Origin of the sequence: Methylosinus sp. sav-2 (assembly GCF_004366495.1) — a bacterium.
In the GTDB taxonomy this organism is placed as follows: Bacteria; Pseudomonadota; Alphaproteobacteria; order Rhizobiales; family Beijerinckiaceae; genus Methylosinus.
In genome coordinates this window covers 125,722-151,093 of record NZ_SOEJ01000006.1, presented here as the reverse complement: position 1 = coordinate 151,093, position 25,372 = coordinate 125,722, and the positions used below count along the sequence as shown (strand labels likewise).

The 25,372-nt window shown below is 64.4% G+C and carries 31 protein-coding genes; all 31 read left to right on the top strand.

The features are described 5' to 3' along the window. Positions 1-6: 6 nt before the first annotated feature. The 31 genes from EDE12_RS12730 (at position 7) to EDE12_RS12590 (ending at position 25,284) form a co-directional block, all read left to right on the top strand. Entirely contained in the window at positions 7-285 is a 279-nt protein-coding gene (locus EDE12_RS12730; RefSeq protein ID WP_036291551.1) for a DUF2312 domain-containing protein, read from the top strand. 76 nt (positions 286-361) lie between these two features. Next, positions 362-529 (top strand): hypothetical protein, encoded by a 168-nt coding sequence (locus EDE12_RS21875; protein WP_157198939.1) that lies wholly within the window; start codon positions 362-364, stop codon positions 527-529. Continuing rightward, a complete protein-coding gene (locus EDE12_RS12725) occupies positions 526-1,140 on the top strand; it encodes a hypothetical protein (RefSeq protein WP_026598720.1) in 615 nt (204 codons plus the stop codon). Before EDE12_RS21875 ends, EDE12_RS12725 begins: the two co-directional genes overlap by 4 nt. Before the next feature lie 31 nt (positions 1,141-1,171). Beyond that, a complete protein-coding gene (locus tag EDE12_RS12720; RefSeq protein ID WP_026598721.1) occupies positions 1,172-2,161 on the top strand; it encodes an MT-A70 family methyltransferase in 990 nt (329 codons plus the stop codon). Beyond that, positions 2,158-2,688: a hypothetical protein gene (locus EDE12_RS12715; RefSeq protein ID WP_026598722.1), complete on the top strand. Its 531-nt coding sequence runs from the start codon at positions 2,158-2,160 to the stop codon at positions 2,686-2,688. The genes EDE12_RS12720 and EDE12_RS12715 overlap by 4 nt, the downstream gene beginning before the upstream one ends. Further along, positions 2,685-2,939, top strand: coding sequence for a hypothetical protein (locus EDE12_RS12710; protein ID WP_026598723.1), 255 nt, complete (start codon positions 2,685-2,687; stop codon positions 2,937-2,939). The genes EDE12_RS12715 and EDE12_RS12710 overlap by 4 nt, the downstream gene beginning before the upstream one ends. After that, entirely contained in the window at positions 2,936-3,955 is a 1,020-nt protein-coding gene (locus EDE12_RS12705; RefSeq protein ID WP_084768517.1) for a helix-turn-helix domain-containing protein, read from the top strand. Before EDE12_RS12710 ends, EDE12_RS12705 begins: the two co-directional genes overlap by 4 nt. Positions 3,956-3,991: 36 nt before the next feature. Then, positions 3,992-4,531, top strand: coding sequence for a transcription termination/antitermination NusG family protein (locus tag EDE12_RS12700; RefSeq protein WP_084768520.1), 540 nt, complete (start codon positions 3,992-3,994; stop codon positions 4,529-4,531). 192 nt (positions 4,532-4,723) lie between these two features. Then, a complete protein-coding gene (locus EDE12_RS22240) occupies positions 4,724-5,077 on the top strand; it encodes an HNH endonuclease (protein ID WP_245275762.1) in 354 nt (117 codons plus the stop codon). Positions 5,078-5,228: 151 nt separating this feature from the next. After that, a complete protein-coding gene (locus EDE12_RS12690; protein ID WP_051592477.1) occupies positions 5,229-5,846 on the top strand; it encodes a P27 family phage terminase small subunit in 618 nt (205 codons plus the stop codon). Positions 5,847-5,852: 6 nt separating this feature from the next. Next, positions 5,853-7,640 (top strand): terminase TerL endonuclease subunit, encoded by a 1,788-nt coding sequence (locus EDE12_RS12685; RefSeq protein WP_026598725.1) that lies wholly within the window; start codon positions 5,853-5,855, stop codon positions 7,638-7,640. A 45-nt stretch (positions 7,641-7,685) separates the two neighbouring features. Further along, a complete protein-coding gene (locus EDE12_RS12680) occupies positions 7,686-9,035 on the top strand; it encodes a phage portal protein (protein WP_166671855.1) in 1,350 nt (449 codons plus the stop codon). A gap of 4 nt (positions 9,036-9,039) precedes the next feature. Continuing rightward, positions 9,040-9,828 (top strand): head maturation protease, ClpP-related, encoded by a 789-nt coding sequence (locus EDE12_RS12675; protein WP_051592478.1) that lies wholly within the window; start codon positions 9,040-9,042, stop codon positions 9,826-9,828. Between the two features lie 72 nt (positions 9,829-9,900). After that, positions 9,901-11,190 (top strand): phage major capsid protein, encoded by a 1,290-nt coding sequence (locus EDE12_RS12670; protein ID WP_036290904.1) that lies wholly within the window; start codon positions 9,901-9,903, stop codon positions 11,188-11,190. A 70-nt stretch (positions 11,191-11,260) separates the two neighbouring features. Beyond that, the gene (locus EDE12_RS12665; protein WP_026598728.1) at positions 11,261-11,761 is read left to right on the top strand and encodes a hypothetical protein; all 501 of its coding nucleotides are present in this window, start codon (positions 11,261-11,263) and stop codon (positions 11,759-11,761) included. 11 nt (positions 11,762-11,772) lie between these two features. Next, complete coding sequence (locus tag EDE12_RS12660) at positions 11,773-12,414, top strand: head-tail connector protein (protein WP_051592479.1); 642 nt, start codon at positions 11,773-11,775, stop codon at positions 12,412-12,414. Positions 12,415-12,424: 10 nt separating this feature from the next. Further along, entirely contained in the window at positions 12,425-12,760 is a 336-nt protein-coding gene (locus tag EDE12_RS12655; RefSeq protein WP_026598729.1) for a head-tail adaptor protein, read from the top strand. 1 nt (position 12,761) lies between these two features. Beyond that, positions 12,762-13,367, top strand: a complete 606-nt coding sequence (locus EDE12_RS12650) for an HK97 gp10 family phage protein (RefSeq protein WP_026598730.1) — start codon at positions 12,762-12,764, stop codon at positions 13,365-13,367. Continuing rightward, positions 13,364-13,789 carry a DUF3168 domain-containing protein gene (locus EDE12_RS12645; RefSeq protein WP_026598731.1) on the top strand — a complete coding sequence of 142 codons (426 nt, stop codon included), beginning with the start codon at positions 13,364-13,366 and terminating at the stop codon, positions 13,787-13,789. The genes EDE12_RS12650 and EDE12_RS12645 overlap by 4 nt, the downstream gene beginning before the upstream one ends. Positions 13,790-13,800: 11 nt before the next feature. After that, a complete protein-coding gene (locus EDE12_RS12640; protein WP_026598732.1) occupies positions 13,801-14,250 on the top strand; it encodes a phage tail tube protein in 450 nt (149 codons plus the stop codon). Positions 14,251-14,252: 2 nt separating this feature from the next. Then, complete coding sequence (locus EDE12_RS12635) at positions 14,253-14,678, top strand: gene transfer agent family protein (protein WP_051592480.1); 426 nt, start codon at positions 14,253-14,255, stop codon at positions 14,676-14,678. A gap of 26 nt (positions 14,679-14,704) precedes the next feature. Continuing rightward, positions 14,705-14,827 (top strand): hypothetical protein, encoded by a 123-nt coding sequence (locus tag EDE12_RS22470; protein ID WP_280949684.1) that lies wholly within the window; start codon positions 14,705-14,707, stop codon positions 14,825-14,827. 1 nt (position 14,828) lies between these two features. After that, on the top strand, positions 14,829-17,018 hold the full coding sequence (locus EDE12_RS22110) for a hypothetical protein (protein ID WP_026598734.1): 2,190 nt from the start codon (positions 14,829-14,831) through the stop codon (positions 17,016-17,018). Positions 17,019-17,033: 15 nt separating this feature from the next. Beyond that, entirely contained in the window at positions 17,034-17,774 is a 741-nt protein-coding gene (locus EDE12_RS12625; RefSeq protein WP_026598735.1) for a hypothetical protein, read from the top strand. Positions 17,775-17,784: 10 nt separating this feature from the next. Then, positions 17,785-18,393, top strand: a complete 609-nt coding sequence (locus EDE12_RS12620; protein WP_026598736.1) for a hypothetical protein — start codon at positions 17,785-17,787, stop codon at positions 18,391-18,393. Further along, positions 18,390-18,761 carry a hypothetical protein gene (locus EDE12_RS12615; protein ID WP_026598737.1) on the top strand — a complete coding sequence of 124 codons (372 nt, stop codon included), beginning with the start codon at positions 18,390-18,392 and terminating at the stop codon, positions 18,759-18,761. Before EDE12_RS12620 ends, EDE12_RS12615 begins: the two co-directional genes overlap by 4 nt. After that, the gene (locus EDE12_RS12610) at positions 18,761-20,770 is read left to right on the top strand and encodes a hypothetical protein (protein ID WP_026598738.1); all 2,010 of its coding nucleotides are present in this window, start codon (positions 18,761-18,763) and stop codon (positions 20,768-20,770) included. Before EDE12_RS12615 ends, EDE12_RS12610 begins: the two co-directional genes overlap by 1 nt. Positions 20,771-21,431: 661 nt before the next feature. Next, entirely contained in the window at positions 21,432-23,672 is a 2,241-nt protein-coding gene (locus tag EDE12_RS12605) for a NosD domain-containing protein (protein WP_166671854.1), read from the top strand. A gap of 27 nt (positions 23,673-23,699) precedes the next feature. Then, positions 23,700-23,960, top strand: a complete 261-nt coding sequence (locus EDE12_RS12600) for a hypothetical protein (RefSeq protein ID WP_026598740.1) — start codon at positions 23,700-23,702, stop codon at positions 23,958-23,960. A gap of 2 nt (positions 23,961-23,962) precedes the next feature. Next, positions 23,963-24,952 (top strand): hypothetical protein, encoded by a 990-nt coding sequence (locus tag EDE12_RS12595; RefSeq protein ID WP_134188100.1) that lies wholly within the window; start codon positions 23,963-23,965, stop codon positions 24,950-24,952. Beyond that, a complete protein-coding gene (locus tag EDE12_RS12590; protein WP_026598742.1) occupies positions 24,946-25,284 on the top strand; it encodes a hypothetical protein in 339 nt (112 codons plus the stop codon). Before EDE12_RS12595 ends, EDE12_RS12590 begins: the two co-directional genes overlap by 7 nt. Positions 25,285-25,372: the final 88 nt, after the last annotated feature.

Below are 25,372 nucleotides of genomic sequence, written 5' to 3'. Positions count from 1 at the left end.
TCGGCGCTGCTGAGCGTCGATGGCGGGCGACTGCGCGATTTCATCGTGCGGATCGAACGGCTGAATGAAGAAAAGGCCGCGATCGGCGACGATATCAAAGACGTTTATGGCGAGGTCAAATCGGTCGGCTTCGATCCGAAGATCGTGCGCAAGATCGTCGCGCTCCGCCGCGTCGATAAGAACAAGCGCGACGAAGAGGCCGAGATTCTCGACCTCTATCTGAACGCGCTCGGCGATTTCATGGACACGCCGCTCGGCGAAGCCGCGAGCCGCGACGATGAGTGACCTCTTCGGCGACGCCGCGCCGGCGCGAAGTCGATTTTTGCGGCCTGCCAGTCGGGCGGAAAAATCGACACCGGCGATGACGCGCGCGGAGATCGTCGAGAAATTCGGCGTCTCCGACCTCAAATCTCCGCGCGCTCATCTCTGCTTTCGCTGCGGCGCGTCGACGGGGCTCGGTTTCGGCAGCCTGCATAGGGGCGTGAAAATCGTCTTCGCGTGCAAGGCGCATTACGGGGAGCTGCAATGAGCGACGGCGCGGAAATGTCTTGCGATCCTTTCGACGATGAGGATTGGGCCGACCTCGAGAAGCCGAGCCATGGCGGCGCGCGAAAGCCGGATGTGACCGTGACGCTATCCATTTGGCGCGGGCGAAACACGCGGGCGAATAGCGAGCCGCCGCGCGTTCGTGCGCGCATCGTGCTTCGGCGCGAGGCGGCGGAATGGATCTCGGCGCATGAGCCGCGCTTCCGCGTGCAGATCGCCGGGGCCGGCTGCAATCTGCTGCGCATCGTCGCTGATGCGGCGCGCGGGTCTTATGAGGCCGCCGAAATCAAGGGTGTGCGCGTCATCACGCTCGGCGTCGTCAATGTGTGGCCGAATGAGACGCGGCGCGAAGTCGAGGCGCGCTTTCGCGTGACCGAGGGGGGGCTCGTCCTCACTCTGCCGGAGGATTTCGCGAAGCCCGGAGCGGGCGAAGCGGTGGCGATGGCCGCGCCCGCCGTCGTCGCAGCGCCTGTAGCGCGTGCGGTCGGCGCTGCGCCGGCGCCAGCGCCGCTGGTGAGACGTCGCGCGCTCGTCATGCCCGGCGAGCCGCCGCCTGGCCGCAGCGCGCTCGATCAGCGGCGGGGCGATAGATGAAGCGCAATCTAATCGGCTGGCGCGAGGCGCGATGACCGATCTCGCCCTCTATGACGCGATCATTCGCGATCTCGCGCGCATCACCACGGCGGCGGAAGCCAAGAGCGAGCGCGACAAGGCGGCGGCGCTCGAAGTGTTCGCGCGGCATTCGCGCGACAAGGAGCTGGTGGCGCGGGCCGTGCGTTATAAGCGGCTCGCTGCGCGGCGGCTCGGCGAGCTGCTCATCGAACTGGCGGAGGCCGGCGAAAGAGCGACGCGCGGGCGGCCGAAAATGTCGCAGCCTGCGACATTTTCTTTGGAGTCGCTCAATCTCACCCGCTCCGATTCGAGCCGCTGCCAAGAGCTGGCGCGCCTGCCGCCCGAGCAATTCGAAACATCTGTCGACGCCGCCGTGAGCGAGTCCGTGCGAGCGTGCTCTATGACGCGCGCCGAGCGGCAAATGGAGAAGCGCCAGCGACGCGCGGCGCGGGAAAGAGAGCTGGGCGCGAAGATCGCGGCATGGCCGACGAAGCGCTATGGCCTCATATATTGCGACCCGGCTTGGAGATTCGAGACGCATTCCGAGGCGGGCCTCGATCGCGCGGCCGACAATCATTATCCGACGATGACGCTCGACGCGATCATGGCGCTCGATGTGCCGAGCATCGCCGCCGATGATTGCGTGATCTTCATGTGGGTGACCGGCCCGTTTCTGCGTCACGGATTCACAGTGATGGAGCATTGGGGCTTCGAATACAAAGCTCGCTTCGTGTGGGACAAAGTCGTCGCAGGCAATGGCTATTGGGTTCTCGACGACGCCGAAGAGCTGTTGATCGGCGTGCGAGGCTGCGTGCCTTGCCCGGCGCATGGCGATCAAAAATACAACGCCATGCAGCATGAAATGAAAGGCGCGCATAGCGCCAAGCCGGACCGGTTCGCTGAGATCATCGAGAGCTATTTTCCGAGCTTGCCGAAGATCGAATTGAACCGCCGCGGTCCGCCGCGGCCCGGCTGGGACGCATGGGGAAATGAGGCGTCATGAGCGGGCGGCGAATCTCGATCTCCGAGCGAATGATGGCGGTAGAGCGCGCGCATGCGGTTTTCACGGGAGCCGAAAAGCTGCCGAGCCGCCCGAAAGAGCGCGAATATTTCGCCGAATGTCTCGTCGGCGCCTACTCGCTGTTGCATATGTTCTCCGAGAATGAGGCCGATTTGCGCGCCTACATCGCCTGCCGCAAGGCGGCGCGCGAGCGCGGCGCGATCGGCGAGCCTGCTCCCTCCGCGCCACGCTATGCGCCGGCGCAAGCGCCCGTGAACAGCAAAACGCCTTGCGAATACCCGCTCGCGCGGCGCGCGGCGATGCGCTGCGCGGAAGTGGCGTTTCAAAAATTTTTGGGCGTCGAGACGGCCGAGGCCGCGGCGATCTCGCTGCGCGAGCGCTGCGACGTCGCCAGTCGGAAGAATTTCGATCTCGACGCGGCGGCGCGCGAGCGCTGGCGCGCCGTCGAGGCGGAATTCTCCGCATGGCTGAGCTGCGCCGCCGAGAGCGATGGGAGCGCGACGCAATGAGCCTGCAACAGCGCGTCGACGCCTTGGCTGGGCTCACCTATCGCGAACAGGTGGAGCAGCTGCTGGGGCTGCGAGGAGAGGCCTCCGACGAAGAGATATGGCTGCGCTCGCTCGAGCGCGCGGGCATGGAGCTCGAAGTGAGCCTCCACGATCAATGGAGAGACTATGATTTGTTCTATCATCTCGATCTGCTCGCGCTCAATGCGCGCGCGGAGGCGCGAATCCTGCGAGCGCAGGGGATAGCGCGATGAGCATCGAAGCGCTCACCTGGGCGAAGAAAACCCACGCGCCATCCGCTGGCGCGAAATATCTGCTCATCATGCTCGCCAATTACGCGGACAAGAAGGGCGGCAGCTGGTATCCGCTCTCCGAAATCGCCGAAGATATGCAGGTCTCGATCGACTCTGTGCGGCGACGGCTCGCGGAACTCGCCGACGCGACGATGATCGCGCGGATCGCACGATTGCGCGGCGATGGCTCGCGCTCGAGCGATATGGTCATTTTGCTGATGGATGACGACACGCGCGCCTATGCCGAGAGCCTCGGATGGAGCGTCGAGCGCGCGCGCGCGGACGCTGCGGAAGAGGACGGAACCGCGCAAACGCCCGGAATAGAGCCCCTAGCAGATTGCGACCACCCCCTAGCAGATTGCGACCACCCCCTCCCGAAACTGCAAGGGGGTGGTCGCACTGCTGCTACCCCCAATATGAACCGACAATTAATCGTAAGAACCCCTACCCCCGCTGCGCGGGGCGAAATGGGGCCGGATTCGCTCCGCGACGAAGCGAGGGCCGCCGAACGGCGCTGGGAGGCGCTCAAGGCGATCTGGCCTTTCGTGCCGAGCGCGTCTCCAGGCAAAGCGCGGACGGCGTTCTTCGGGCTGTCCAGCGAGGATCGCGAGAACGCCATTCGCATCGCGCCGAAATATCTCGCCGAGACGGAAGGCAAATTGCGCAAGCATCTCGGCAACTGGCTCCTCGATCGCGACTGGACTGGCTTCCTGGAGCATGAGGCCGCCGAGGCCGCGAAGAAATCGGACATGCGCACGCAGCTCGAGGCGCTGCATGCGGCGCAGCGGGCGAAATATGGCGGCGTGCTCATTCGACGTGGCTCGAAGCAAAACGCGGCGTGGGCGCGATACGACGCAGAGCGCGGCGTCGATTGGCGGCGCGAGGTGAAAAACTATCCGACTGGCGAGGCCTATGTCCGGCCGACCGAATGGCCGCCGTCCACGGCGGCGCGAGAGGGGCCGAAAGCGGCCGAGTGAGCAAGCGCGGTTGCGTGGCGTGGAAGAATTCGGCGGATGGCGATGAGGCTGGCTATGGGCGATTGGTTCGTTCTCGAATGCGTGGCGGGAAAGGATTTCGACGTGACGCGCAAGCTCGCGGCGGCGGGCTATGCGGTGTGGCGTCCGCTTGTGCGCGTGACGTCCACCGTGCGCGAATCGGGAGCGCGCAAGCGCAAGCCGCAATGGAAGCCGCGCTTCGGCCGCTATCTGTTCCTCGAAATGGCGGGCTCGGAATCGATGATCTGGTCGATATCCACAACCGAAGGCGTGCACAGGTTTCTCGCGCGCGCCGGCTCCGATAGGCCGGCGATCGTGCCGCAGGAATGGATGGATTTCCTGCGCGGCGCTTCAGCTTTGCCGGATCGGCGTGGGATCATATTCACGCCTGGAATGCGCGTGCGCGTGTCCGCTGGGCCGTTCATGGGAAGCGTCGGGCGCGTCATGGGCGTTGACTCTTGCGGCTCGGTGCACATAGAGATTCACGCATTCGGGCGCTGGATAGAGATACCTCTCGACTCCGGCTATCTCGATCGCTTGGAGCAATGCGCCGCGTGAGGCGCGTCCGATAGCGGCGAGAGACACAGCCAGAACGATTAGGCCCTCCGGCGCCCATGCGCACGAAAGCCGGAGACGCGAGCCCTGGTGCAATGCCGCAAGGCGTCCGAGGGGCAGACGTGCAAGACCCGCAAAGCGGGCAAGTGCGAAGCATGCGCAAATCTATCCGGCTTAGAATGGTGGCTAGAGCCAATGGCCAAGGCCCCTCGCCTCGCCGGTCGGCGCGGCGCTCTTCCCGTTTCCGCCGTCGACGCGCGCCCGGTGAGCGACGCGGACTATGAGCGCCGACGTCGTGACGCTGCGCCGTGGCGCGCATGGTATGGGCTCGCACGATGGCGCGCCATCCGTGCGCAGCAATTGGCGAGCGAGCCCATATGCCGCATGTGCCTCGCCGATGGCGTCGTGACCGCGGCGAGCGTCTGCGACCACGTTGAGCCGCATCGCGGCGACGCGTACAAGTTCTGGAACGGCCCCTTTCAATCGCTGTGCGAGTTCCACCACAACCGCGACAAGCAGCGCGAAGAGGCCGAGACGCGCCGCGGCTGACGCCGCCGACCGCCTCCGCAGATCGCGAACAGCCCCCAGGGTGGGGGGGCGGTCAAACCTCCCAGCCCCCTGCCCGCGACCGGTTGGTCAAGCTCCGGCAAATCGCCGCAAAATCCGCGGAAATGTTTTTTTGGAGCGTCGAGAGGAACTTATGGGACGTCGTCGCGATCCGCCGGAGTTGCAAGCGGCAAAGGCCTATCCCGGCAAGCGGCGGTCGAAGACCGATCGTCAGATCGCCGACGCCGAGTCGCTCGCGTTGCTGCTCGCGGCGGCCCCCGCCGAATCGGATGACACGCTCGCGCCGCCGGCGCTGCTCAATGACGGCCGCCTTCTCCCGGCGCTCACGATCTGGCGCGAATACGCGCCCCGCCTCGCGAAGCTGAACCTCTTCGCGCCGCTCGACCGCCATTCCTTCGCGATTTTCTGCGTCTATTACGCGGACTTCGTCGCCGCGCAGGCGGACATAAACAAAAACGGCTTCTCTCGGCTCGTCAAAACCGTCTCCGGCGATCGCATGCCGCGCAACAATCCCGCCGTCGATCGCCGCGACACGGCCGTCAAATTCATCCTCGAATTTTCGAAACGGTTCGGCCTCACGCCGCTCGACCGCCTCGACCTCATCGGCAAGCAGGCCGGCGGCCTCGGCGGCGGTCTCTTCGATCAGCCCGGCGCCCCCAAGCAGCCGTCGAAAGATGCGCCGCAGGCGGAAGACGGGATCGTCGGCCTCGCCAATCGCTTCGATTCGCCGCCGCCCGGCACCTATCAGTAAGCGCGCATGGATATCGCGCTCCCGGCCGGCGACGCCTCGGCCGCGGCGCTCACCTGCGTCGCCGGCGACGCCTTCACGCCCGAGCCGGATTGGATCGTCAAGGCGTCGGCCCTCGGCTGGGAATGGCCGAGCATCACATGGCGCCGCGCCGCCCGCGTTCCCGGCGCCTGGTTCGATGCGGCGAAGTCCGATGCGATCGTCGAACTATGGCCGAAAATATTCCGGCTCACCGACGATCGCTTCGCCGGCGCTCCCTTCCGTCTCGCCTTCTGGCAGGAAATCACGGTCCGCCTGCTCGTCGGCTGGAAGGTTCCCGTCGAAGTTCTCGACCCGCAAACGCATGAAAAGAGTTTCGAGCATGTCCGGCTCTTCCGCCGTCTCATGCTGTGGATTCCGCGCAAGAACGGCAAGAGTGAATTTCTCGCCGCGCTCGCGCTGCTCTTCTGGGTGCTAGAGGGCGTCGTCGGCGGACAGGGCTTCGTCTTCGCGCGAAACGAGGATCAAGCGAAGATCATCTTCGACAAGATGAAGGCGATCGTCGTTCAGAACGACAGCCTCAAGTCCTCGATCGGCATTTTCCGCAAATCCCTATGGATTCCCGAATGTCGCGCGAGTTTCCAGCTTCTTCCGGGCAAGGTCGAGGGAAAGCACGGCCGCTCGCCGACCATCTCGGTCGGCGACGAAATGCACGAATGGATTTCGCGCGAGCTGGCGACGACGCTGCGGCAGGGCATGGGCGCGCGATTGCAGCCGATAGAGCTGTTCGCGTCGACAGCGGGCTTGAAGAGCGCGCTCACGGGCTGGGAACTATTCGATGAGAGTCAAAAAATTCTCGCCGGCCCGATTGCGCCGCCGACCGCCGAGGCCGACGAAGGCGCCGGCATTTACGAGCCGTCGACGCTCGTCGTCATGTTCGCAGCCGGCGAGGATGATGACTGGCAAGACGAGGAAGTCTGGCGCCGCGTCAATCCGAACCTCGGCCTTTCGCCGACGCTCGACTTTCTGCGCGGCGAGGCGCGCATTGCGAAAGGCAATCCCCGCGCCGAGTCGCATTTCCGCCGCTACCATCTCAATCAATGGGTCGAGGCGATCTCGCGATGGCTTCCGATCAAGAAATGGGACGCCTGCGGCGAAAAGGACGGCTGGCGCCGCTTTTCGAAAGAGCTACGCGGGAAGGCCTGCGTCGGCGGCTTCGACATATCGTCGACCACCGATATCACCGCGCTCATTTGGTGGTTTCTGCCGGAAGAGCCTGGCGGCAAGGCGCGCCTCGTCGCGCGCTTCTGGGTTCCGGCGGACAATATCGACGTCCGCTCGAAACGCGACCGCGTCAATTACGACCGCTGGCTCCAAATGGGCGCCATCGAAGCGACGCCCGGCGATTACGTCGATCAGTCCTATGTGCAAGCGGCGATCGTCGAGGGCCTCGAGCTCTATGACGTGCGCCGGATCGGCTATGACCCGTGGAACGCCACGAAGCTCTACACGGATCTTCAAAACGAAGGCGTCGACGCCGAGCTGTTCTTGAAGGTCCGCCAAGGAATCCCCAGCCTCGGCGAAGCGTCGAAGGATTTCGAGCGCCTCGTCTTCGCCGGACTGCTCGACCATGGCGGCCATCCCGTCTTGCGATGGATGGCGCAAAACGCGCTCGTTCGATTCGATCGCAACATGAATTTCTCGCCCGACAAGGCGGCCTCGCGCGAGAAAATCGACGGCATAGCCGCCGCGATAACCGCCAATGTCGCCGCGCTCAACGGCGCGCCCGCCGCAGGCTCCGGCTTCCTCGACTATTGAAGGCTCCGAATGGGCAAGCGCGCACGCCTACGCCGCGAAATCGAAATGTTGCGGCTCAAAAAAGAGCTGCGCGACCTACGCGGCGCCGTCGAAAATTCGGGAACGACCGCGACCTATCCGCTCTCCGATCCGCTCGCCTTCGAAAAGCTGTTCGGACCGCAGACGAACAATGTTTCCGCCGATAAGGCGCTCACGCATAGCGCTGTCTATGGCTGCGTCCGGCTGATCGCCGGTTGCGTGTCCATGCTTCCCTTCGCGCTGTTCAATGAGCATGACGATGGCCATCGTGTCCGCGAGCGCAAATCGCCGCTCGCGAAAATGCTCGACAAGCGGCCGAACGCGAGGCTTTCGGCCTCCATGTTCTGGCGCTCTGTCGTCGCCGACATGCTGCTCAACGGCAACGGAATCGCTTGGATAGAGCGCAAATCCTTCCGTTCGGCCGAGCCTTATGAGCTGCATTTCGTGCCATGGTCGCGGACCGGCATTCGTCTCGACCGCATCGAAGGGCGGCCCGTCCAGGTCTATACGATGACGCTCGACGACGGGCGTTTGATCGTCGCGCCACAAGACGACGTGCTGCATATTCCGGGCTCGCCGATCTGGCAGATTTTTCGCGCCATGTCGCCGCTCACGGCCTATGCGATGAGCGTCGGGATCGGCATTTCCGCCGACGAATTCGCAAAGGCCTATTTCGACAACAGCTCGTCGCCGGACGGCTACATCAGCTATCCGGCCGGCTCGAGCGTCGCGAAAGATCAGCCCGACGAAATCCGCAAGCATTGGATGAGCAAGCATGGTGCGGACAATCGCTTCTCGGGTCCAGCCGTGCTCACAGGTGGCGGCGAGTTCAAAGAGCTGCGCATCAATGCCGCGGACGCGCAATTGCTCGACACGCGCCGCTTTAGCGTTGAGGATATCGCGACGCGCATCTTCGGCGTGCCGGCGCATCTCGCCGGACTGACCGACAAGGCCACATCCTTCGGCAAGGGCCTCGAGGAACAGACGCAAGCCTTCGTCGATTTCACGCTCGGCCCGCATCTCTGCGCCATCGAAGACGAGGTCAATGAGAAGCTCGTTCCCGATGGAAAGGTCGCCGAATTCGACCGCGAAGGCTTCGTGCGCGGCGATATGAAGACGCGCATGGAAGCTTTCCAGATCGCGCTCGGCGGCAATAACGGCCCCGGCGTGATGACGGCGAATGAGGTCCGACAAAAGCTCAACATGGGGCCGTCGAAAGATCCGAGCGCCGACAAGCTCGTCACCTGGGAACGCAAAGCGCCGCAGATCGGCCATAACGGCGGTCCGCCGCTCGAGGAAGGCGTGAAGCAAGGGCCGCCGCCGCCCGAGCCGCCGCAGCAATCTTCATCCCGCACGTCGCGAAAGCCGAGGAAGTGACGCCATGCCCATGCGCCGACTCTTGAAATTGCTGGCCTCGAACGGTCCCGGCCGCAAGCCGAAGATCGTCAGAGGTTATGATCCCGATTGGGATGGCGACGACGATAGCAATCCCGCCTTCGACCCGGATCGCGACGGCGATGAAGCCTCGATCTATGTCTATGACGTGATCGGCGGTTGGGATCAGCCGACGACCGAGGAAATCGTGCGCGGCGTGCGCGGGCTCGCGGCGAAGACGATTCATCTACGCATCAATTCCCCCGGCGGCCTCGTCTTCGAAGCGACGGCGATCAAGACGGCGCTCGAGCAGCATCCGGCGCGCGTCATCGCCCATATCGACGGAATGGCCGCCTCGGCCGCGTCGACGCTCATGCTCGCCGGGGACGAGATCGAAATCGCGCCCGGCGGCTTCGTGATGATCCACAATCCCGAGTCGATGGCCTGGGGCGACGCGGACGAAATGCGGAGCTGCGCCGACATGCTCGACGCCATCCGCGATTCGATCGCGAGCCAATATGCGACCCGCGCGAGCCTTTCGGTCGAAGAGCTGACGGCCATGATGAAAGCCGAGACCTGGCTCTCGGCGGAACAGGCTGTCGAAATGAAATTCTGCGACCGCGTCGCCGCCCGCACGACCCCGGCGAGCAATCTGCGCCGCTTCGATCTCTCGGCTTACGACCATCCGCCGAAGGCGCTGCTCGCGCCGCCGCAGGCCGATCCCGTCGCCGCCTATCTCAAAACTTCGCAAGAGCGTCACGCGCGCATGCTGCGGCTGTTCGAACGCGCCGCCTGATCTCGCCCGCCTTCCCTCACGGGAAATCGCCCCTTCACGGGGTCTCACACTCCGCCAAAGGAGCAGCCTGCAATGTCGTCTCTGAAAAATCTGCGCGAAGAGCGCGCCCGCAAGGTGACGGAATATAAGAATCTGGTCGAGTCCAAGGACTATACGAAGGAAATCGAGGCCAAGGCCGACGCCGTCTTGATCGAAATCGAGCTGATCGATGGCCAAATCAGCCGCGTTCAGAATTCTTTGACGCTCTCCGCCGACGATGCGACCGATTTCAACGCCCGCGCCGCGAGCGACAAGAACGGCAAGAGCGTCGACGAAAACGCGCATCGCGTCACGCAGGCGCGCGCCGCCTTCGCCAAAGCCTTGGCGCAGGGCGTCGCCGCGCTCACGGCCGAGGAAGCGGCGCTTGTCTCCGCCGCCGACCCGCGCAACCGCAATCGCGTCCTGAACGTCGCGGAGGGCTCTTCGGCGACCGGCGGCGTGCTTGTTCCGACGCTCATCATGCCGACGCTGCTCGAATTCCTGAAGGCCTATGGCGGCATGCGCCTCGTCGCATGGATTCTGGCCACGGCCGGCGGCCAGCCCTTCACCTGGGGCACGATGGACGATACGGCGGCGGAAGGCGAGCTCGTCGCCGAGGGCGTCACGGCCTCCGATGACGATCTCACCTTCGGTTCCGTGTCGGTCGGCGCCTATAAATTCGCGTCGAAGACCATTCCCGTCTCTATGGAAATTCTCCAGGACGCGGCGGTCAATGTCGAATCCGTCGTCTTGCGCGCGCTCGCGACCCGCGTCGCCCGCGGACAGAATCGCTATTTCACGACCGGCACGGGAACGGGCCAGCCGCAGGGCGCTGTCACAGCAGCCTCGGTCGGCTATACGGCGCCGACCGGCAACACGACCTCGCTCGCCTATGATTTCTTCATGGAACTCTATCATTCGGTCGATCCGGCCTATCGCTCCTCGGCGAGCTGCGCATGGATGATGAACGATAAGACGTGGAAAACCGTCAAAAAGCTCAAGGACGCCAATAATCGTCCGCTCTTCCTCCCCTCGCTCGAGGCGGCCTTCGCCGGCGGCGAGTCGACCGGCTATCAGATCGAAGGCAAGCCGATCGTCATCAACCAGCATATGGCCGACCTCGCGGCCAATTCGAAGTCCATCGCCTTCGGCGATTTCTCCAAATACATGATCCGCGACGTCATGGATGTTCTGATCCTGCGCTTCACCGACTCCGCCTATGCGAAGAAAGGACAGGTCGGATTCTTGGCCTGGGCGCGCGCCGACGGCCGCATGATCGACGCCAAGAATGCGACGACGTCGCAATGGGAGTCGATCCGCACCTTGCAGCAGTCCGCCACCTGATCGCGCTGCGCCCGGCCGCGCAGCCGGGCGTCTCTTCCCTCGCGGAAACGAAGCCGAGGACTCAGAACCGATGAAAATCAAGCTGCTCACATCGATCGCCGGCGCGCATCAATCGGACCTGCCCGGCGATATCATCGACAAGCCCGACGACGTCGCGCGCGAATGGATCAAAGAGGGCCTCGCGATCGAAGCGCCGGAGCAAGAAATCGCCGCCGCGCGCGTCGCCGATCTGTCCAAGGCGCTCGACGCCGTGACCGCCGAGCGCGAGGGGCTCGTCAAACAGGCCGCCGACCTCGCCGGCAAGCTCGCCTCCGCGGCGAAGGAGAAAGCCGGCGCCATCGCCGAGGCCGAGGTCCATCGCAAGGCGGCCGACGCGGCGCGGACGCAGCGCGACGCCGTCGTCGAGACGTTCGAAAAATACAAGGTCGCGGCGTCCATGCGGCTTAAGGCCGCCGAGGATGAGCGCGACGACTTCAAGCGCCAGGCGGAAGCGCTGGCCGAGCAGCTCTCGACCAAGCTCACCGAGCTGGCCGAGCAGCCCGCGCCGACGTCGACCGATCCGGCGAGTTGATCGGAGGCCATATGACCGGCGTCTATAATCTCGTCTCGTCGTCGACGACGCCGATCGTCTCGCTCGCCGAGGCCAAGCGGCAAACGAACACGGCCGACTTCGGCGACGACGACGGATTGCTGACGGCGCTGCTCGACGTGGCGACGCAGCACTTCGACCTAGAGAGCGGAATCATCGGCCGTCCGCTGCTCACGCAAGTCTGGGAATATGCGGCGCCGTCTCCGCCGCAGAACAATGGCCGCTCCGATCCGCGCTTGCGCGGCCTTCCGCCGGCGACGGGCTTCGTCATCGATCGGGCGCCGCTCCAATCCGTCGACAAGGTCGAATATCTGCAGGACGGCGTCTATCAGACGCTGGCGAGCGGGCAATGGGTGAAGCGGAAGATTTCGAAGGAGCTGACCTTCGTGCGCCTCGCCAAAGGCGTCGCATGGCCGCGCGTCGACGACGACGAAGCGGCATGGAAAATCACCATGACGCTCGGCTATGGCGCTACGGCGGCCGACGTCCCGGCGCCGATCCGTCATGCCGCGCTGCTCATGATCTCGCATCTCTATCAAAATCGCGAGGCTGTGACCGGCTTCGGCGCCGCATTGCAGGAAACGCCGCTCGCTGTCACCGCGCTCGTCGCGCCCTTCCGCTCGCCGAATTTCTGAAAGGCTCCCGATGCTCGCCGGACGCATGCGCTATTCGGTCACAATTCTGCGTCGCGCCGTCATCATGGGAGACCCCGGCGGCGCGCCACGCGGCGATTTCTCGGACGCCTTCGCGACGCGCGCATCCTTCAAGCAGGCCTCGGGCGCAAAGGCGGTCGAGGCCGGGCTCGCCGAAGACCAGTCGCGCGGGCTGCTCAGAATCTATGACTGCGCCCAAAATCGGACGATCAACGTCGCCGATCGCATCCGCGTCGAAGGGCGCGAATGGGCGGTCGAATCCGTCTCTCTCCCGGATCGCACGCGGCGCTTCATAGAGATTGTCGTCGCTCGCAAGATCGGAGGCTGAAATGCTCGGCTCTCTCCTCGTCGGCCAAGCGGCCTTCTCCCTCGGCTCGGGCGCCGTCGATTTCGCGGATCCGCAGACGGGCTCGGGCCTGTTCGGCTGGCCCGATGCGCTGGGCTCGCTCGCGCGCATCGTCACGCGGATGGAGGTCAAGCAGCATCGCCGCGACAGCGAAGCGCTCGCGCAAATGATCGAAACGGCGCGCGGCCTCGTCCCCGTCGACTCCGGCCGTCTGCTCTCAGGCATAGGCGGCGAGGCTTTCGACGCCTATTGCGAGTTCCGCGCTTCGGCGGTTCATGAGACGGCGAGCGGCAAGGAAGGCGCGGATTACGCGCGCTTCGTGGAATTCGGCACGCGCTCCGGCGAAGCGAGCGTCGCGGCTCCGATCACCGCGCATGAGGGCTTCTACGCCTCCGATCAGGCCGGCGTAACCGGCATGCGCGGAAACGCGATCGTCCGCAATCGGCGCTCCCGCCGCACCCATGGCGGAACGGCGGCGCAGCCCTTCTTCTTTCCCGCGGCCAATGAGGTCCTTGCGAAGCGCGAGAGCGTCGCCGAGGCCCTCCCCTACGAAGAGGCCTCGGCCGAAGGCTGGGAGATCGGCGCATGATAATTCCCGCCGACGAATTCAAGACGGCGCTGATCGAGGCGCTGAAGGCCGATTCCGGCGTCGCCGCCATTCTCGGCGCGCGACTCTATGACGAGGTCCCGCGCGACAGCCGCGGCAATGCGTCGGATGTCGCGAGCCCCTACGCCTATCTCGGCCCGATCGCCGCGAGCCGCGTCGAGAGTGGTTGCGGCGCCGGATGGCTGCTCCGCCTGCGGCTCTATGTGGCCTCGACCGCCTTCGGTCGCCGAGAGGCCTGGCAAGCGATGAACGCCATGGTGGCGGCGATCGAAGGCGAGACCTTCGCCCTCGCCGCGCCGGCCGTCCAGGCGCAGGCCCTCTACACTTTGCTCGGCGGCGACGTCGTCGAGCCGATCAGCCCCAAGCTCGTCTATGTCGACATAGCGGCGATCGTCGCCGGCTAAAGGAGAGAGATATGTCCTTTCCCAATCTTCAGCGCGGAACTGCATTCAAGATCGCCATGGGCGACGGCGCGACGCCCACGGAAGCATTCACTCTACTCTGCATCGCGACGACGAAGAGCTTCAAGCGCACGATCGACACCGAGGACCATATGGAGGTCGACGCGACAAATCCCGACAATATCCCGGCCAATGTCAGCGTCGCCAAAGGGCAGGCCTGGGAGCTGTCCATTTCTGGCCGCACGGATTACGTCAGATATGCCGTGTTGCAAGGCTGGCTCGACGGCGCGCCGCATAATGTGAAGCTGACCCTCTCCGGCACGGGCGCGAATGGCGGCGGAACCTACACTGGCGGCGTCGTCTTGAAAGAGCTGGACCTCACCAGCAGCGACGGCGGCACGGTGGCCTTTTCCGCGACGCTCAAGGGCCAGGGCGCCATTCCCACCTTCGTCGCGGCGGCTTGACGGTGGAGACGTCCGAGACCCGCGCCGCGACCACCGTGCATTATGCGGTGTTCGGTGGCCGTCGCCGGCGCTTCTGCCTGCGCATCGGCGAGATTGGCGAGCTGGAGGACCTTTGCTCCGCCGGCGTCGGCGCGATCTGGCGCCGGCTCGCGCTGCTCGAGTTCCGCCACGCGGACATTCGCGAGACCATTCGCCTCGGCCTCATTGGCGGCGGCGAGATGCAGCCGGGCGCCGCGGAGGCGCTCGTCTCGCGCCTCGTCGACGCGCGGCCTCTGGCGGAGAGCGTCGATCTCGCTGTCGCCATCATGCGCGCGCTCATTGAAGGCGTCACGGAAGAGGCGAAGCGCGCGCCGGGAAAAGAGACGGCGGAGAGCGCGCCCGACGCGCCGGAGACCTCTCCGCCTATATCCTCGCCGGCGCAGTCCTAGGCCTCTCCCCGCGCGAGACGCGCGAGATGAGCTATCCCGATTTTTGGGCCGCCATGCGCGGCCTCGCCGCGCGCAATGGCGCGGACCAGGTCGACGCGCCGAGCGAGCGCGAATGGTTCGACGCTCTCCTCGAGGAAGAGGGTTTTTGACATGGCAGATACGAGCCGCGCGCTCATCCTGCGCTTCGGCGCGGATACGGGCGCATTGCGCGGCGCGCTCTCCGCCCTCGCGGCGGAGGCGCCGCGCCATTTGACGGCGATCGGTCAAGCCGCCGTCGTCAATTCCTCGCTATTGCGCAACAGCCTCATCTCGGCGGGCGCGGAGGGAACACGCACAGTCTCGGCGCAGCTGCTCGGCCTCGCCCGCGACACGGATCATCTTCGCCTCGCGGCCAATCTCGCCGGCGAAGGCGTGAAGACGGCGTTCGCGCTGCATCATCCCGTTCTCGCGATCGGGCTGAAGCTGCTCTCCGATTACAAGATTCAGCTGGGCCTCATCGCCGCGGGCGCCATCACCGCGCATGAGGCCTTCAAGATCATGGGCGATCAGTTCGACCGCGTGAATCAGATCATCGAAGGCTCGATGAAGGCGGGTGTCTCGTCGACCGTCTTTCAGGCATGGACGGATCAGGCGGCGCGCTTCGGCCTCACGGCGCAAGAGGCCGCGGCCGCGCTCGAACATGTCGGAACGGTGGCGCGCAAAGAAATTTCAGCCGAGCAAATCGGCCCCCTCATGCGAGCGGCGGATGAATTGCAGAATGGGCTCAACCGCCCGACTGCGGCCTATGGCCTTATTCGCGAGGCGACGACGTCCGACGACATACATCACGCGGCCCTCGTGCTGGTCGAGGATTATCTGAAGGCCGCCGACGCAATGCGCGGCGCGGGGCAGGAAGCGAAAGGCGTGCGGCTCGAGATCGAGGCGGGAAATATCGCGGCGCAGGCATGGGGCGACAGTGCATACAAGATCGTCGATGCGATCAAGAGCGGCCGCGCCGATATCGAGCATTATGTCCAGACGTCGCGCGAGGCCGGCTACGTCTGGGGCGAAGATATCGTCAATGCGCAAAAGGAATCGAATGAGATGCTGCGCATCGCGCAAGAGCGCCTCTCTAACGAGATGGCGCCGACGATGCGCGGCCTCGCCGCCGCGGCGATCGGATTCCAGAATATCTGGGTGAAGATTGTCGAGAAAATCGCCGATGCGGCGGCATGGGTCAATAAGATCGAATCCATGCTCGGCACAGCGAAGGTCATCCAGCCGTTCAATGAGGAAACCTTCAACGCGCTCGGCGATCCGAAGAAATTTCCGCTCACGGCCGGGCTGAGAAATCTCGCGGCTGAGAATGCGCCGGGCGAGCCTGGGCCGCGATATCTCGCCGTCGACGCGCCTTCGCCGCCCCGGCGCCCGTCGCAACGTCAGCTCGAAGCCCCGTCGCTCGGGCATGAGCATTCGGGCTCATCGGGAGGCTCGGCCGCACGGGAATCGCTCGATCAAGTCGAGCGCCTGGTGCAATCCTTCGAAAAGGAGAACGCCGCCCTTCAAGGCGAGGCCGACGCGATCGGCAAGTCGAGCGTCGAGCGCGAAAAATCCATCGATCTGGCCAAGGCCGAGGAAGCTGCGAAAGAGCGCGGCTCGGCGCTTACCGAGGAAGAGCGGACAAAAGTGCTCGCCCTCGCCGAGGCGCATGCGACGCTGCGCAAAAAGGTCGACGACGCCCGCAAAGCGCAGGAAGCCGCCGACGCCGCCCGCAAGCAATTCGCGGACATGGGCGAATCCTCCGTCGAGCGCCTCATCGTCGAGCATCAAAAGCTCGCCGATGTGCTGAAGGAAGTCGTCAAGGAGCTCGAGAAAATGGCGCTGAAGGCCGTGCTCACGGGCCAAGGCCCGCTCGCCGGCCTGTTCGGAACTGCAGGCCAGAATGGCGGCGTCGGCGGGCTCTTCGGGCTGCTCGCCAGCGGCGGCGGCTCGGGAGGGTCGAGCGGCGGCGGCTTCGGCGGCGGCCTGCTCGGGCTTCTCGGCGGCCTCTTCAAATTCGCGGATGGCGGCCTCATCACCATGGCGCACCTGCCCCGCTACGCCGGCGGCGGCCCTGTCGCGCCGGACGGCGGCTTCCCGATCCTCGCGCATCCCGGCGAGGTCGTCCTCAACGCCGCGCAACAGCGTAATGTCGCCGGCGCGATCGGCGGCCAAGGGTCGAAGATCGTCTTCGAAAATCATGCTCCAGGAACCACGATCCAGCGCGTCTACCCCACCCATGGCGAGGTCCGCTACATGATCCAGAGCGAGCTAGCCGTCAATAATGAGCGCCAGTCTCTGGCGCCTTTGCAGGCATGGTGAAAAGGCGGATTGGCGATGGCCTATGATCCGTCCATCCCCCATTGGCCGCGCAAGCTGCTCCCGCAGAGCTGGGGCGGCGCCGCGGTCAATGGCCAGCTGCTCGGCCCGCTCCCTTTCGTCGGGCCGCCACAGAGCAATGTGTCCCCCTCCGGCGCCCTCTCCTTCCGGCTCGACGATATCCGCCTCTTCGATTCGCCGCGCGGTCCGACGCTGGCGACAGCCGCGCCGCGGTCCGGCCGCGTGCATCTCTTTCGCGCGCTCTATTCGCGTCTCGACAAGGGAGGCGCCGTCTATATGCCGGTCATGGATTGGAGCCGCGGCCCGCGCGCCCGCGCCGGCCTGCCGCTCTTCGGACCGCTTTCGACGCATTCGGACGGCTCCACATACTCGGACGGCTCCTCCTATTCACAGGGCGCCGGCGACGCGACCATCGCCCTCGCCGCCGCGGCGCAGAGCTGGCGCGTCACGATCGACGTCGCCTCGACCATCGTTCCCGAGGCCGGCGATTGGATGTCGCTCGGCGATCGCGCCTATCTGCTCGAGGGCGTCTGGCCGAGCGACACGGTCGCAAAGCGCTACGAGGTCGCGCTCGATCGCTGGCTGCGCGAGGCCGCGGCGATCGGGGACGTCGTCGAATTCGCCGATCCGTTCTGCCGCATGGTTCTCCAGCCGAAATCGCGCGGGCAGAGCTTTCCGCTCTCGCTCGGCCGCATCGGCGGCGCCTCGCTGGAATTTATCGAGGCCTATTGGGGATGATCTGTCGGAAATGAGCAGCATTTTCACCGGCGCCATCGCCGCCGCCATCCGCGGCGATACGGTCTCCATAATGCTCGGCGCCAAGCTGAATTATCTCTCCGGCCCCGACGCCTATTGGAACGGAATCGGCCCGCTCGACGCGACGGCGTTCGGCGGCCCGATCTTCAAAGGCGTCGGCGCGCTCGGCTCCATGTCCGGCTCGCTCGAGATCGGCACGCAGGCGGCGACGCAAGAGCTGACGCTGACGCTCTCCGGCCTCGATTCCTCGATCATCGCGAAAATGCAGGATCAAGAGACCGAGGTCCAAGGCCGCCGCGCGGAAATCTATTTCCTCACCTTCGCCGCGCCCGCCGGCGCGCGCGAGACCGAGCGCGTGCTGATTTCCTGCGCGCGTCGCCGCACGCTGGTGATGGATCGCATGCCGCTCGAGGCCGGCCCGACCGAAGGCGGTCATCAAGTCGCGATTTCCGTCGTCTGCCAGCCCTTGCTCGCCGGCAAGAACAGAGCGCCTTGGGCCTTTTTGACCGACGCCGATCAGCAGGCCCGATATGCGGGCGATCGTGTCTGCGAACGCGTCCAGGAACTCATCCAAAAGCAGAGCATCGTCTTCTCGGGATGATCCCCGTCGCTTCCTTCCTGCGCGATTACGACGCCATGCCCGGCATGCTGTGCAGCGAGCCCGTGCTCGCCTATCTGCGCGCCAGCGGGCGCGTCGCCGGCGATATCGCGCCCGAGCGCCAGCGCGCGATTTTCGAGCGTTATGGCGTCGTGCGCGCGCTCGCCATTTGCGGCCGCGCGCTCGGCTTCCGACTCGTGCGGCCGTTGCGCCTGGCGGAAGGCGACGCCGTGCTGTTGCGCGCGCCACAGGTTCGCGGCGGCGCGATTTGCGGCCTCATCGGCCGCGACGGCTGCGCGTTGGCCCTTGCCGGCGACGCGCTGGTTGGATGGAGCGCGCCGGACGTGCTGCGCGTGGCGGAGTTCGGATAATGGCGGTCGCGATCGGCGGTCTGCTGCTCGGCGAGGCTATCGCCGGGACGGCTGTGCTCGGCACCACGCTCGGCGCGATCGTGGGAACGACGGTCCTCACGATCGGCACGACTGCGGCGACATTCGGCGCCGAGGCTCTGCTCGCCGGCTCGCATCGTGCTGCGCAGAAATTCACCATTCCGCAAGCGCCGATTCCGCAAGAGCAGGAAGGGCAAGAGACGCCGCCGCGCCTCTATGGCTACGGCCGCTACAAATCCGGCGGCTATCTCCTGTTCCGCGAATCCGCCGGCCAATATGTCGGCTACGCCATGTGCGTCGCCTGCCGACCGATCGATGGCGTCGAGGCCTATATCGTCGACAGCGAGACGCTCACCACGTCGACCGGCGCGACGACAGAGCCGACGCTGGGCGCCTTCGGCTATTATCCGAACACGCGCGACTTCGGCGATAGCGCGATCGTCTGGCCGTCGAGCGGCATGAAGTTCGGCCAATATATCGCCTATATCGACGTGCCGGGCCATGGCCCCTCGCCGATCGTCACCGCCAACGGCCCCTTCGGATTTCTCGAATTTCGCAACGCCACAGAGGCGGGTCACGCCTCGACCCTGCTCACGACCTATTTTGGCGGCGTATGGTCTGCGGACACACATCTCGGCCGCGGCCTGGCGATCGTCTACACCAAATGGGCGACGATGACGCCCACCTTCCATATGGTGCACTACCCGCGTTATCTGCCAAATCATTCGCAGGTCCTTCGCGGCGCCAAGATCTATGATCCGCGCGACGTTGCGCAGAGCTTCCTCGACCCCTCCTCCGGCCTCTATTCAGTCGACAATCCCACATGGACCTATTCGGTCAATGCAGTTTTGCAGATCGCCGATTACCTCACCTTCCCGGAGGCATTCGGCCTCGCCTATGACGATATTCATTGGCCGAGCTTCATACAGGCCGCCAATGATTGCGATCGGCTCGTTGCGACGCGTGACGGCGGCGTGCGGCCCTTTGCGACGGCGCATCTCGGCTGGACGTCGCAGGATGAGCGCCGCGACGTCCTGAAGCATCTCCTCGCCGCCTGCGACGGCGCGATCTGGGAAGATGAATATGGCAAGGTGCGGATTCGCATCGGCCAATGGGAAGAGCCGACCGTCACGCTGAAGGACGAGCATCTCTCCTCGATCAAGATCGAACGTCTCAGCGGCGTCTATGCGGCGTCGAATGTCATCATCCCCTCTTACATAGAGCCGCGCCTCGGCTTCACGCGCAACACGACGCCGCAGATCCGCGATGAGACGTCGATCGCCCGCGTCGGCGAGCGCATCGCGCCGCTCGAGCTGCGTGGCGTCGAGAGTGACGAGCAGGCCTACGCCCTCGGCTACCGTGCGCAAAAGCGCCAGAACACGCCGATGAAGCTGACGGCGACGGGTCCGCTGCGTATGCTCGAGGCCGATGGCGAGCGCGTCGTGCGCATCACCTCCGCGCGCTATGGAATAGACGCGGTGTTCCGCGTCATGCAGCTCACGCTCGCGAATGGCTCCAGCGTCCAGGGCGTCTTCCACCTCGTCACCGCGGACATGTATGCGGATGTGATCTCGCCGCGCGACGCGATCAATCCGAGCCTCCCCGGAATCACGCTGGTCAATCCTTACGCCCCGCCGACTCCCGACGCGCCGGCTTTGTCGTCGACCGTGCTCACCTCGACGACGGCGGAAATTCTCGCGGTCGCGCATTTCGACGGCGGCTCTTCGGCGCCGACCAATGGCGACACGTCGAGCTACACGCGCTTTCGCTCGCGGCCCGTCGACGTTTCGACGAGCGCGCCGCTCGGCGATGGTTCCTGGACGATCTGGTCGAACTACTCGTCTCTCTCGCTCTATTCCGCGACCTCGCCCACCATAACCGGCGTCACCGGAACGCCGCAGCGTTTCGAGGTCCAGTGCTGGCTCGTCTCCACCGCCGGCAATCCGGGCAATCCCTCGCCCTCTTCCTTCATCACCATCTCGACCTTCTGAGGCTCGCATGTCGACGCGACAGCAATTGGCCAATTTGACCTACCGCGATTCCCTCATCGATGGCGTCCTGTCGAGTGGGGTCAATATGCCATCGAAATCCGAGATCCGTGCATATGAGAACCTCCTCAACGCTGCGATCGATATGGCGCTCGCGGGCCAGGTCACGGCATTTCTGCCGCGCGAGACAGTCGCGGCGCTGAACGCCGATCTCGCGCATGCCGCCGGCGTCTATGCGGTTGTCTTCGCGGATGCGACCAGCGCCAACAACGGCGTTTATAAAAAAATCGGAGCGTCCGGTTCCGGCAGCTGGTCGCAGATTTCGAGCTTCGTGCTCGGCTATGTTTCGCCGCTGGCGATCGGGTCCTTTGCTCTCGTAAATGATCCTGGCGCGGCGGCGATATCGATTACCGGCCCGGTGACGGCCCCTCTGCTCAACCTCACGCTTTTCCGCGGCTCGAAAATCTGGCCCGCCGTCGGGGCTCCGTCGAATAGCGTCGGACTCGATGGCGATTACGCCATCGATACGAGCGCCTTCGCGATCTGGGGACCGAAGAGCGGCGGCGTCTGGGGAGCATCCACGGGCATCGCGGCGGCGGCGGCCACGGCGATCAGCAAGGCGGCGGAGGCGGCGGCCAGCGCCGCAGAGGCCGAGTCATGGGCTGTGCTCGTAGCGGGCTCCACATCGGCGATCAGAGTCGTCAAGACCAAGGCGCAGCTTCAAGCCGCCTTGCCCTCGTCTGGCGATATTTTGATTGCCGGGACGGTCACGATCGATGAGCCTCTCGCTGTGTCGGGCGTCGCGAGGCTGTGGATCTATGGCGGAGGCAAGCTCCAATTCACCTCCGCGGGCAGCATCACATTCGCGAGCTGTGACGATCTCAGCGTCGATGGCGTCAAATTCGGCGGATGGATAGCCCAAACCGACCAATATTCTGTCTTTAAAACAGGGGTGCATGGGGATTTTGCATCACCGTCTTACAACAATGGCGCGAGCGCCGTCGATGGCTCCGATTTTAGCCATTCGCTGGTCGGCTCCATGCTCACGCTCAGTCTCGGCGCCGCGTTTTGGAATGCGCTGACGACCAGAAACGTCGTGTCGAGCATGATCTCCCTCGACCCGACGAAGCGCTATGTGATCGATATCAAGGCGGGATTTTACAGTGGTGATGGCGGCAATGGCGTGCAATTCACGACATATGACGCGGGCGGAGCGGAGATCGGCGAATATGCGCCAGCAGATTCGTCGTCGTATTACTCGGTCATAAGCGGCGCCAGCGGCATGAAGGTGCGCGTGGGCGTCACGTCGTGGTATAACACCGCGCTCGACCTTTCCTGCGTCTATGATCTCAGCAAGATCGTTATCTATAAAATAGAGAACGACCTCGCGGCGTTCTCACTCGCGACGCCTACGGAGGATAGCTCTCCGATCCTCATCTCCAACTCTAAGCGGCCGATCATTCGGGACTGCCAATTCGACCTCATTCCGGCCGCGGCGGCCATATTTGTCGGCTGCGTGGATGTGGAAGCCTCTGGCAATACAGTGACGCGGTGCTTCGGCGGCATTTCGGCGACGACCTCGACGGGCAAGACGAAGATCGTCGGAAACAAGATCGATTTGCGATTCGGCGTCGTTGGCGGCGGAAGCCTCGGACAGAGATTTTTGAGGACGCATGGCGTCCAGGCGTCCGGCAGCTCGGATGTCGAGGCGTCACGTAATACGATCAATGGCGCATCTTGGGGCATCGAAATACTGCACTACAATGACGCCTATAGGCATGATGTCGTCGGGAATACGATCGAGGCGGAATATTGCGGCATATCTGGCGTCTCCGGCGGCTGGACGGCGCAATTCCCCAATATTATCAAGTCGAATACCGTGAAAGTCAGCGGCTCGGCCATCATGGGAATCGAGGCCGCGATCGGCGCCGCGCAAGGCGTCCGAAGCGTGATCGAAGATAATACAGTGCTCTGGAATGACCTATGCCAGTTCGGCGCCGGCGTGGCGCTATCGGCCGGAAGTCAGAATTTCGACGTTCGCGTCAGGCGCAACACGATTTTCGCACCGATCGGCGTCAACGCCACGGCCGGAATCGGGACGATGGAGGCCTCGAAAAACAATATCCGTCACGCGGGGCGCGGAATATCGTCGTTCGTGCAAGCGTCGTTTATCGACGACAACGAAATATATACAGCAAAAAACACATGGCTTTTGGCCGCGCATGCTGCAATACATATAAGCGCTTATACCTATTACATCGGGTCGGAGATCACCAAGAATAAATATGACGATACGATCAGCCTCTCTGGATGGGTCGAGGGAACCGCGTTCTTCGATTGGAGAGGAAACAAAATATACGAGCGCTACGCAAGAACTGGAGATATGACGCATCATAGGTTTGAAGTGATTTCAAATCCATACGCGACAAAAGCGCAATATTCCGGCAATGAGATAATGTATGGGTCTCTTTGCCCAGATCGCGTGATAAATAATCTGTATACTGGGTCCGTATTTGAAGTGTCTGGAAATAAATACGGCGGCCTGGCGCATGACGTATTGGTCGGATTTCACAACGCCTCTGGCGGCCGCGACGTCGGCGCCGTCGCGGCATGGAACCCCGGCGCAATCGCCAATGGCGCATCGGCGATCTCGGCGGACATCAATATCCTGGACCACCGTTTCCAGATCGGCGACCCGGTGAAGGTGATGGCGCCTTACGACCTGCAGGGCTGCACAGCGACCGCCTATGTCAAGTCGGCCGCGAGTGACACGCTCGACGGCTCGAATTTCATTACCGGCCAGACTCCGGCCGTCGTGAAAATCGTCATCACGAATGCGACCGGCGGATCAATCACGTTCGCGGATGGGACATGGGTCGTGCTGGCCGACAATGTGAGGCGGTAGTCCCCAATGTAACGCAAGAGGAAGAGCATGAGCATCGACAATTTCAACTCACATGCCAAAGGCCTTTCGAGCCCCGGGACGAAGCATTTCCAGCTCGTCGCATCGGATAACGCCGACCTCGCGGTGATCCCGCGCGCCGTCTACGTCAATGTTGGCGGCGTCGCGGTGATCCGAGACGCCGCCGGAACGGATATCTCCTACAATATGTCTCAGGGCCAGGTGCTGCCTTTTCGCGGCGTGCGCCTGCTCGCGCTCGGGACAACGGCCGTGCTTATCGGGTGGGACTGATCGTGCTCGGGATCGATCTTTCACTCACCTCGGCGGCGGTCGCTCTTTCTCCGGGCGCGCGCCTCGCTTTTTGGGACGCTCTCACGGCGCCGACGCTTCCCCTATGGCTCACGCTCACGCGTGCGACGACGGGGAGCTATTTCGATGCGAGCGCCGTGATGCAGAGCGCCGCGATCAATGCCGCGCGTTTCGACCACGATCCGCTCACGGGCGCGGCGCGCGGGCTGCTCGTCGAGTCGAGCCGCGCGAATTCCGCGAAATATTCGCAGACGTTTCTGAACGGCGCCTGGACGAAGGATCACTCGTCGATCGGTGTCGGCCTCACTGGCCCGGATGGCGTGGCGGGGTCGGCGGTCAAGCTGATCGAAGACGCGACGACGGGCAACCATCAATTCTACCAGCTCTCTGTGCTCGCGGCGGGGACTTGCGCGCTCAAGGCGATCGTCAAGGCGGCCGAGCGCACCATCGCCTACGTGTCCGCCTATGACGGCACACTGACGCGCATCGCCTATTTCGACTTGGCGACTGGACTCATCGCCGCGACGAGCAATGCGACGAGTCCCAAAATCACGCCGATGGCGCAAGGCTTTTTCGAAATTTCGGCGATCGTGGCCCCGACCGCGGCGGCGTCCGCGAGCGTCGGCGCGGCGGCGGTCTCTGGCACGCAGGGCTACGCCGGAAACGGCAGCTCCGGCCTCTACGCATTCGCGCTGCAAGCCGAGGCCGGCGGCTATCCGACCTCCTACATCCCCACCACATCCGCCGCCGCCACGCGCGCCGCCGATGCGCTGTCTCTCGCCGCCGGCTACTCCGGCAATCCAATCATCGTCGAGACGCAGAGCGAGGCGACGGGCGCGATCTCTCGCACGCTCCACAACCCTGGCTCGGGAATTTCCGCGCTTGCCGACGTCTGGCTACGCAAGGCGGCGGTCTACAGGATCGGCACGCCGACGAGCGTGCTCAACGCGATCGTCGCGGGAGGCGCATGGTGACAGATTATCTCGCATGGGGAGCCGACGAGGCCACGATGATCGCCGCTTTCGAGCTGCTCGGCGTGTGGCGAGATGGTGCGCTGGTGACGACGGGACGCTCCGCCACGGGCGCGACATGGGCGATCGACTATTTCCGCGACTGGCTCGCGCCGACCGGAGAGACGACGCTGGGGCCGGGCGGAGAGCTTGCGCCCGTCCTGGCCGCCAAGCCGGGCGTCTATGCGCTGTTGCGCTGGCTCCCGGCCGATGGCGAGGGGCCGCCTCCAACGCCTCCGGGCATTACGCTGACGACGCCGCTTCCCGACGACTGCCCACGGCGTTGGGCGAACTGACCCCGCACGCCAACCTACGACGTAAAGGCCATACGCTTCAACTAAGCGCTAAAGAAAATCGCGCAGCAAAAGCCGGCGGGGAAGATAG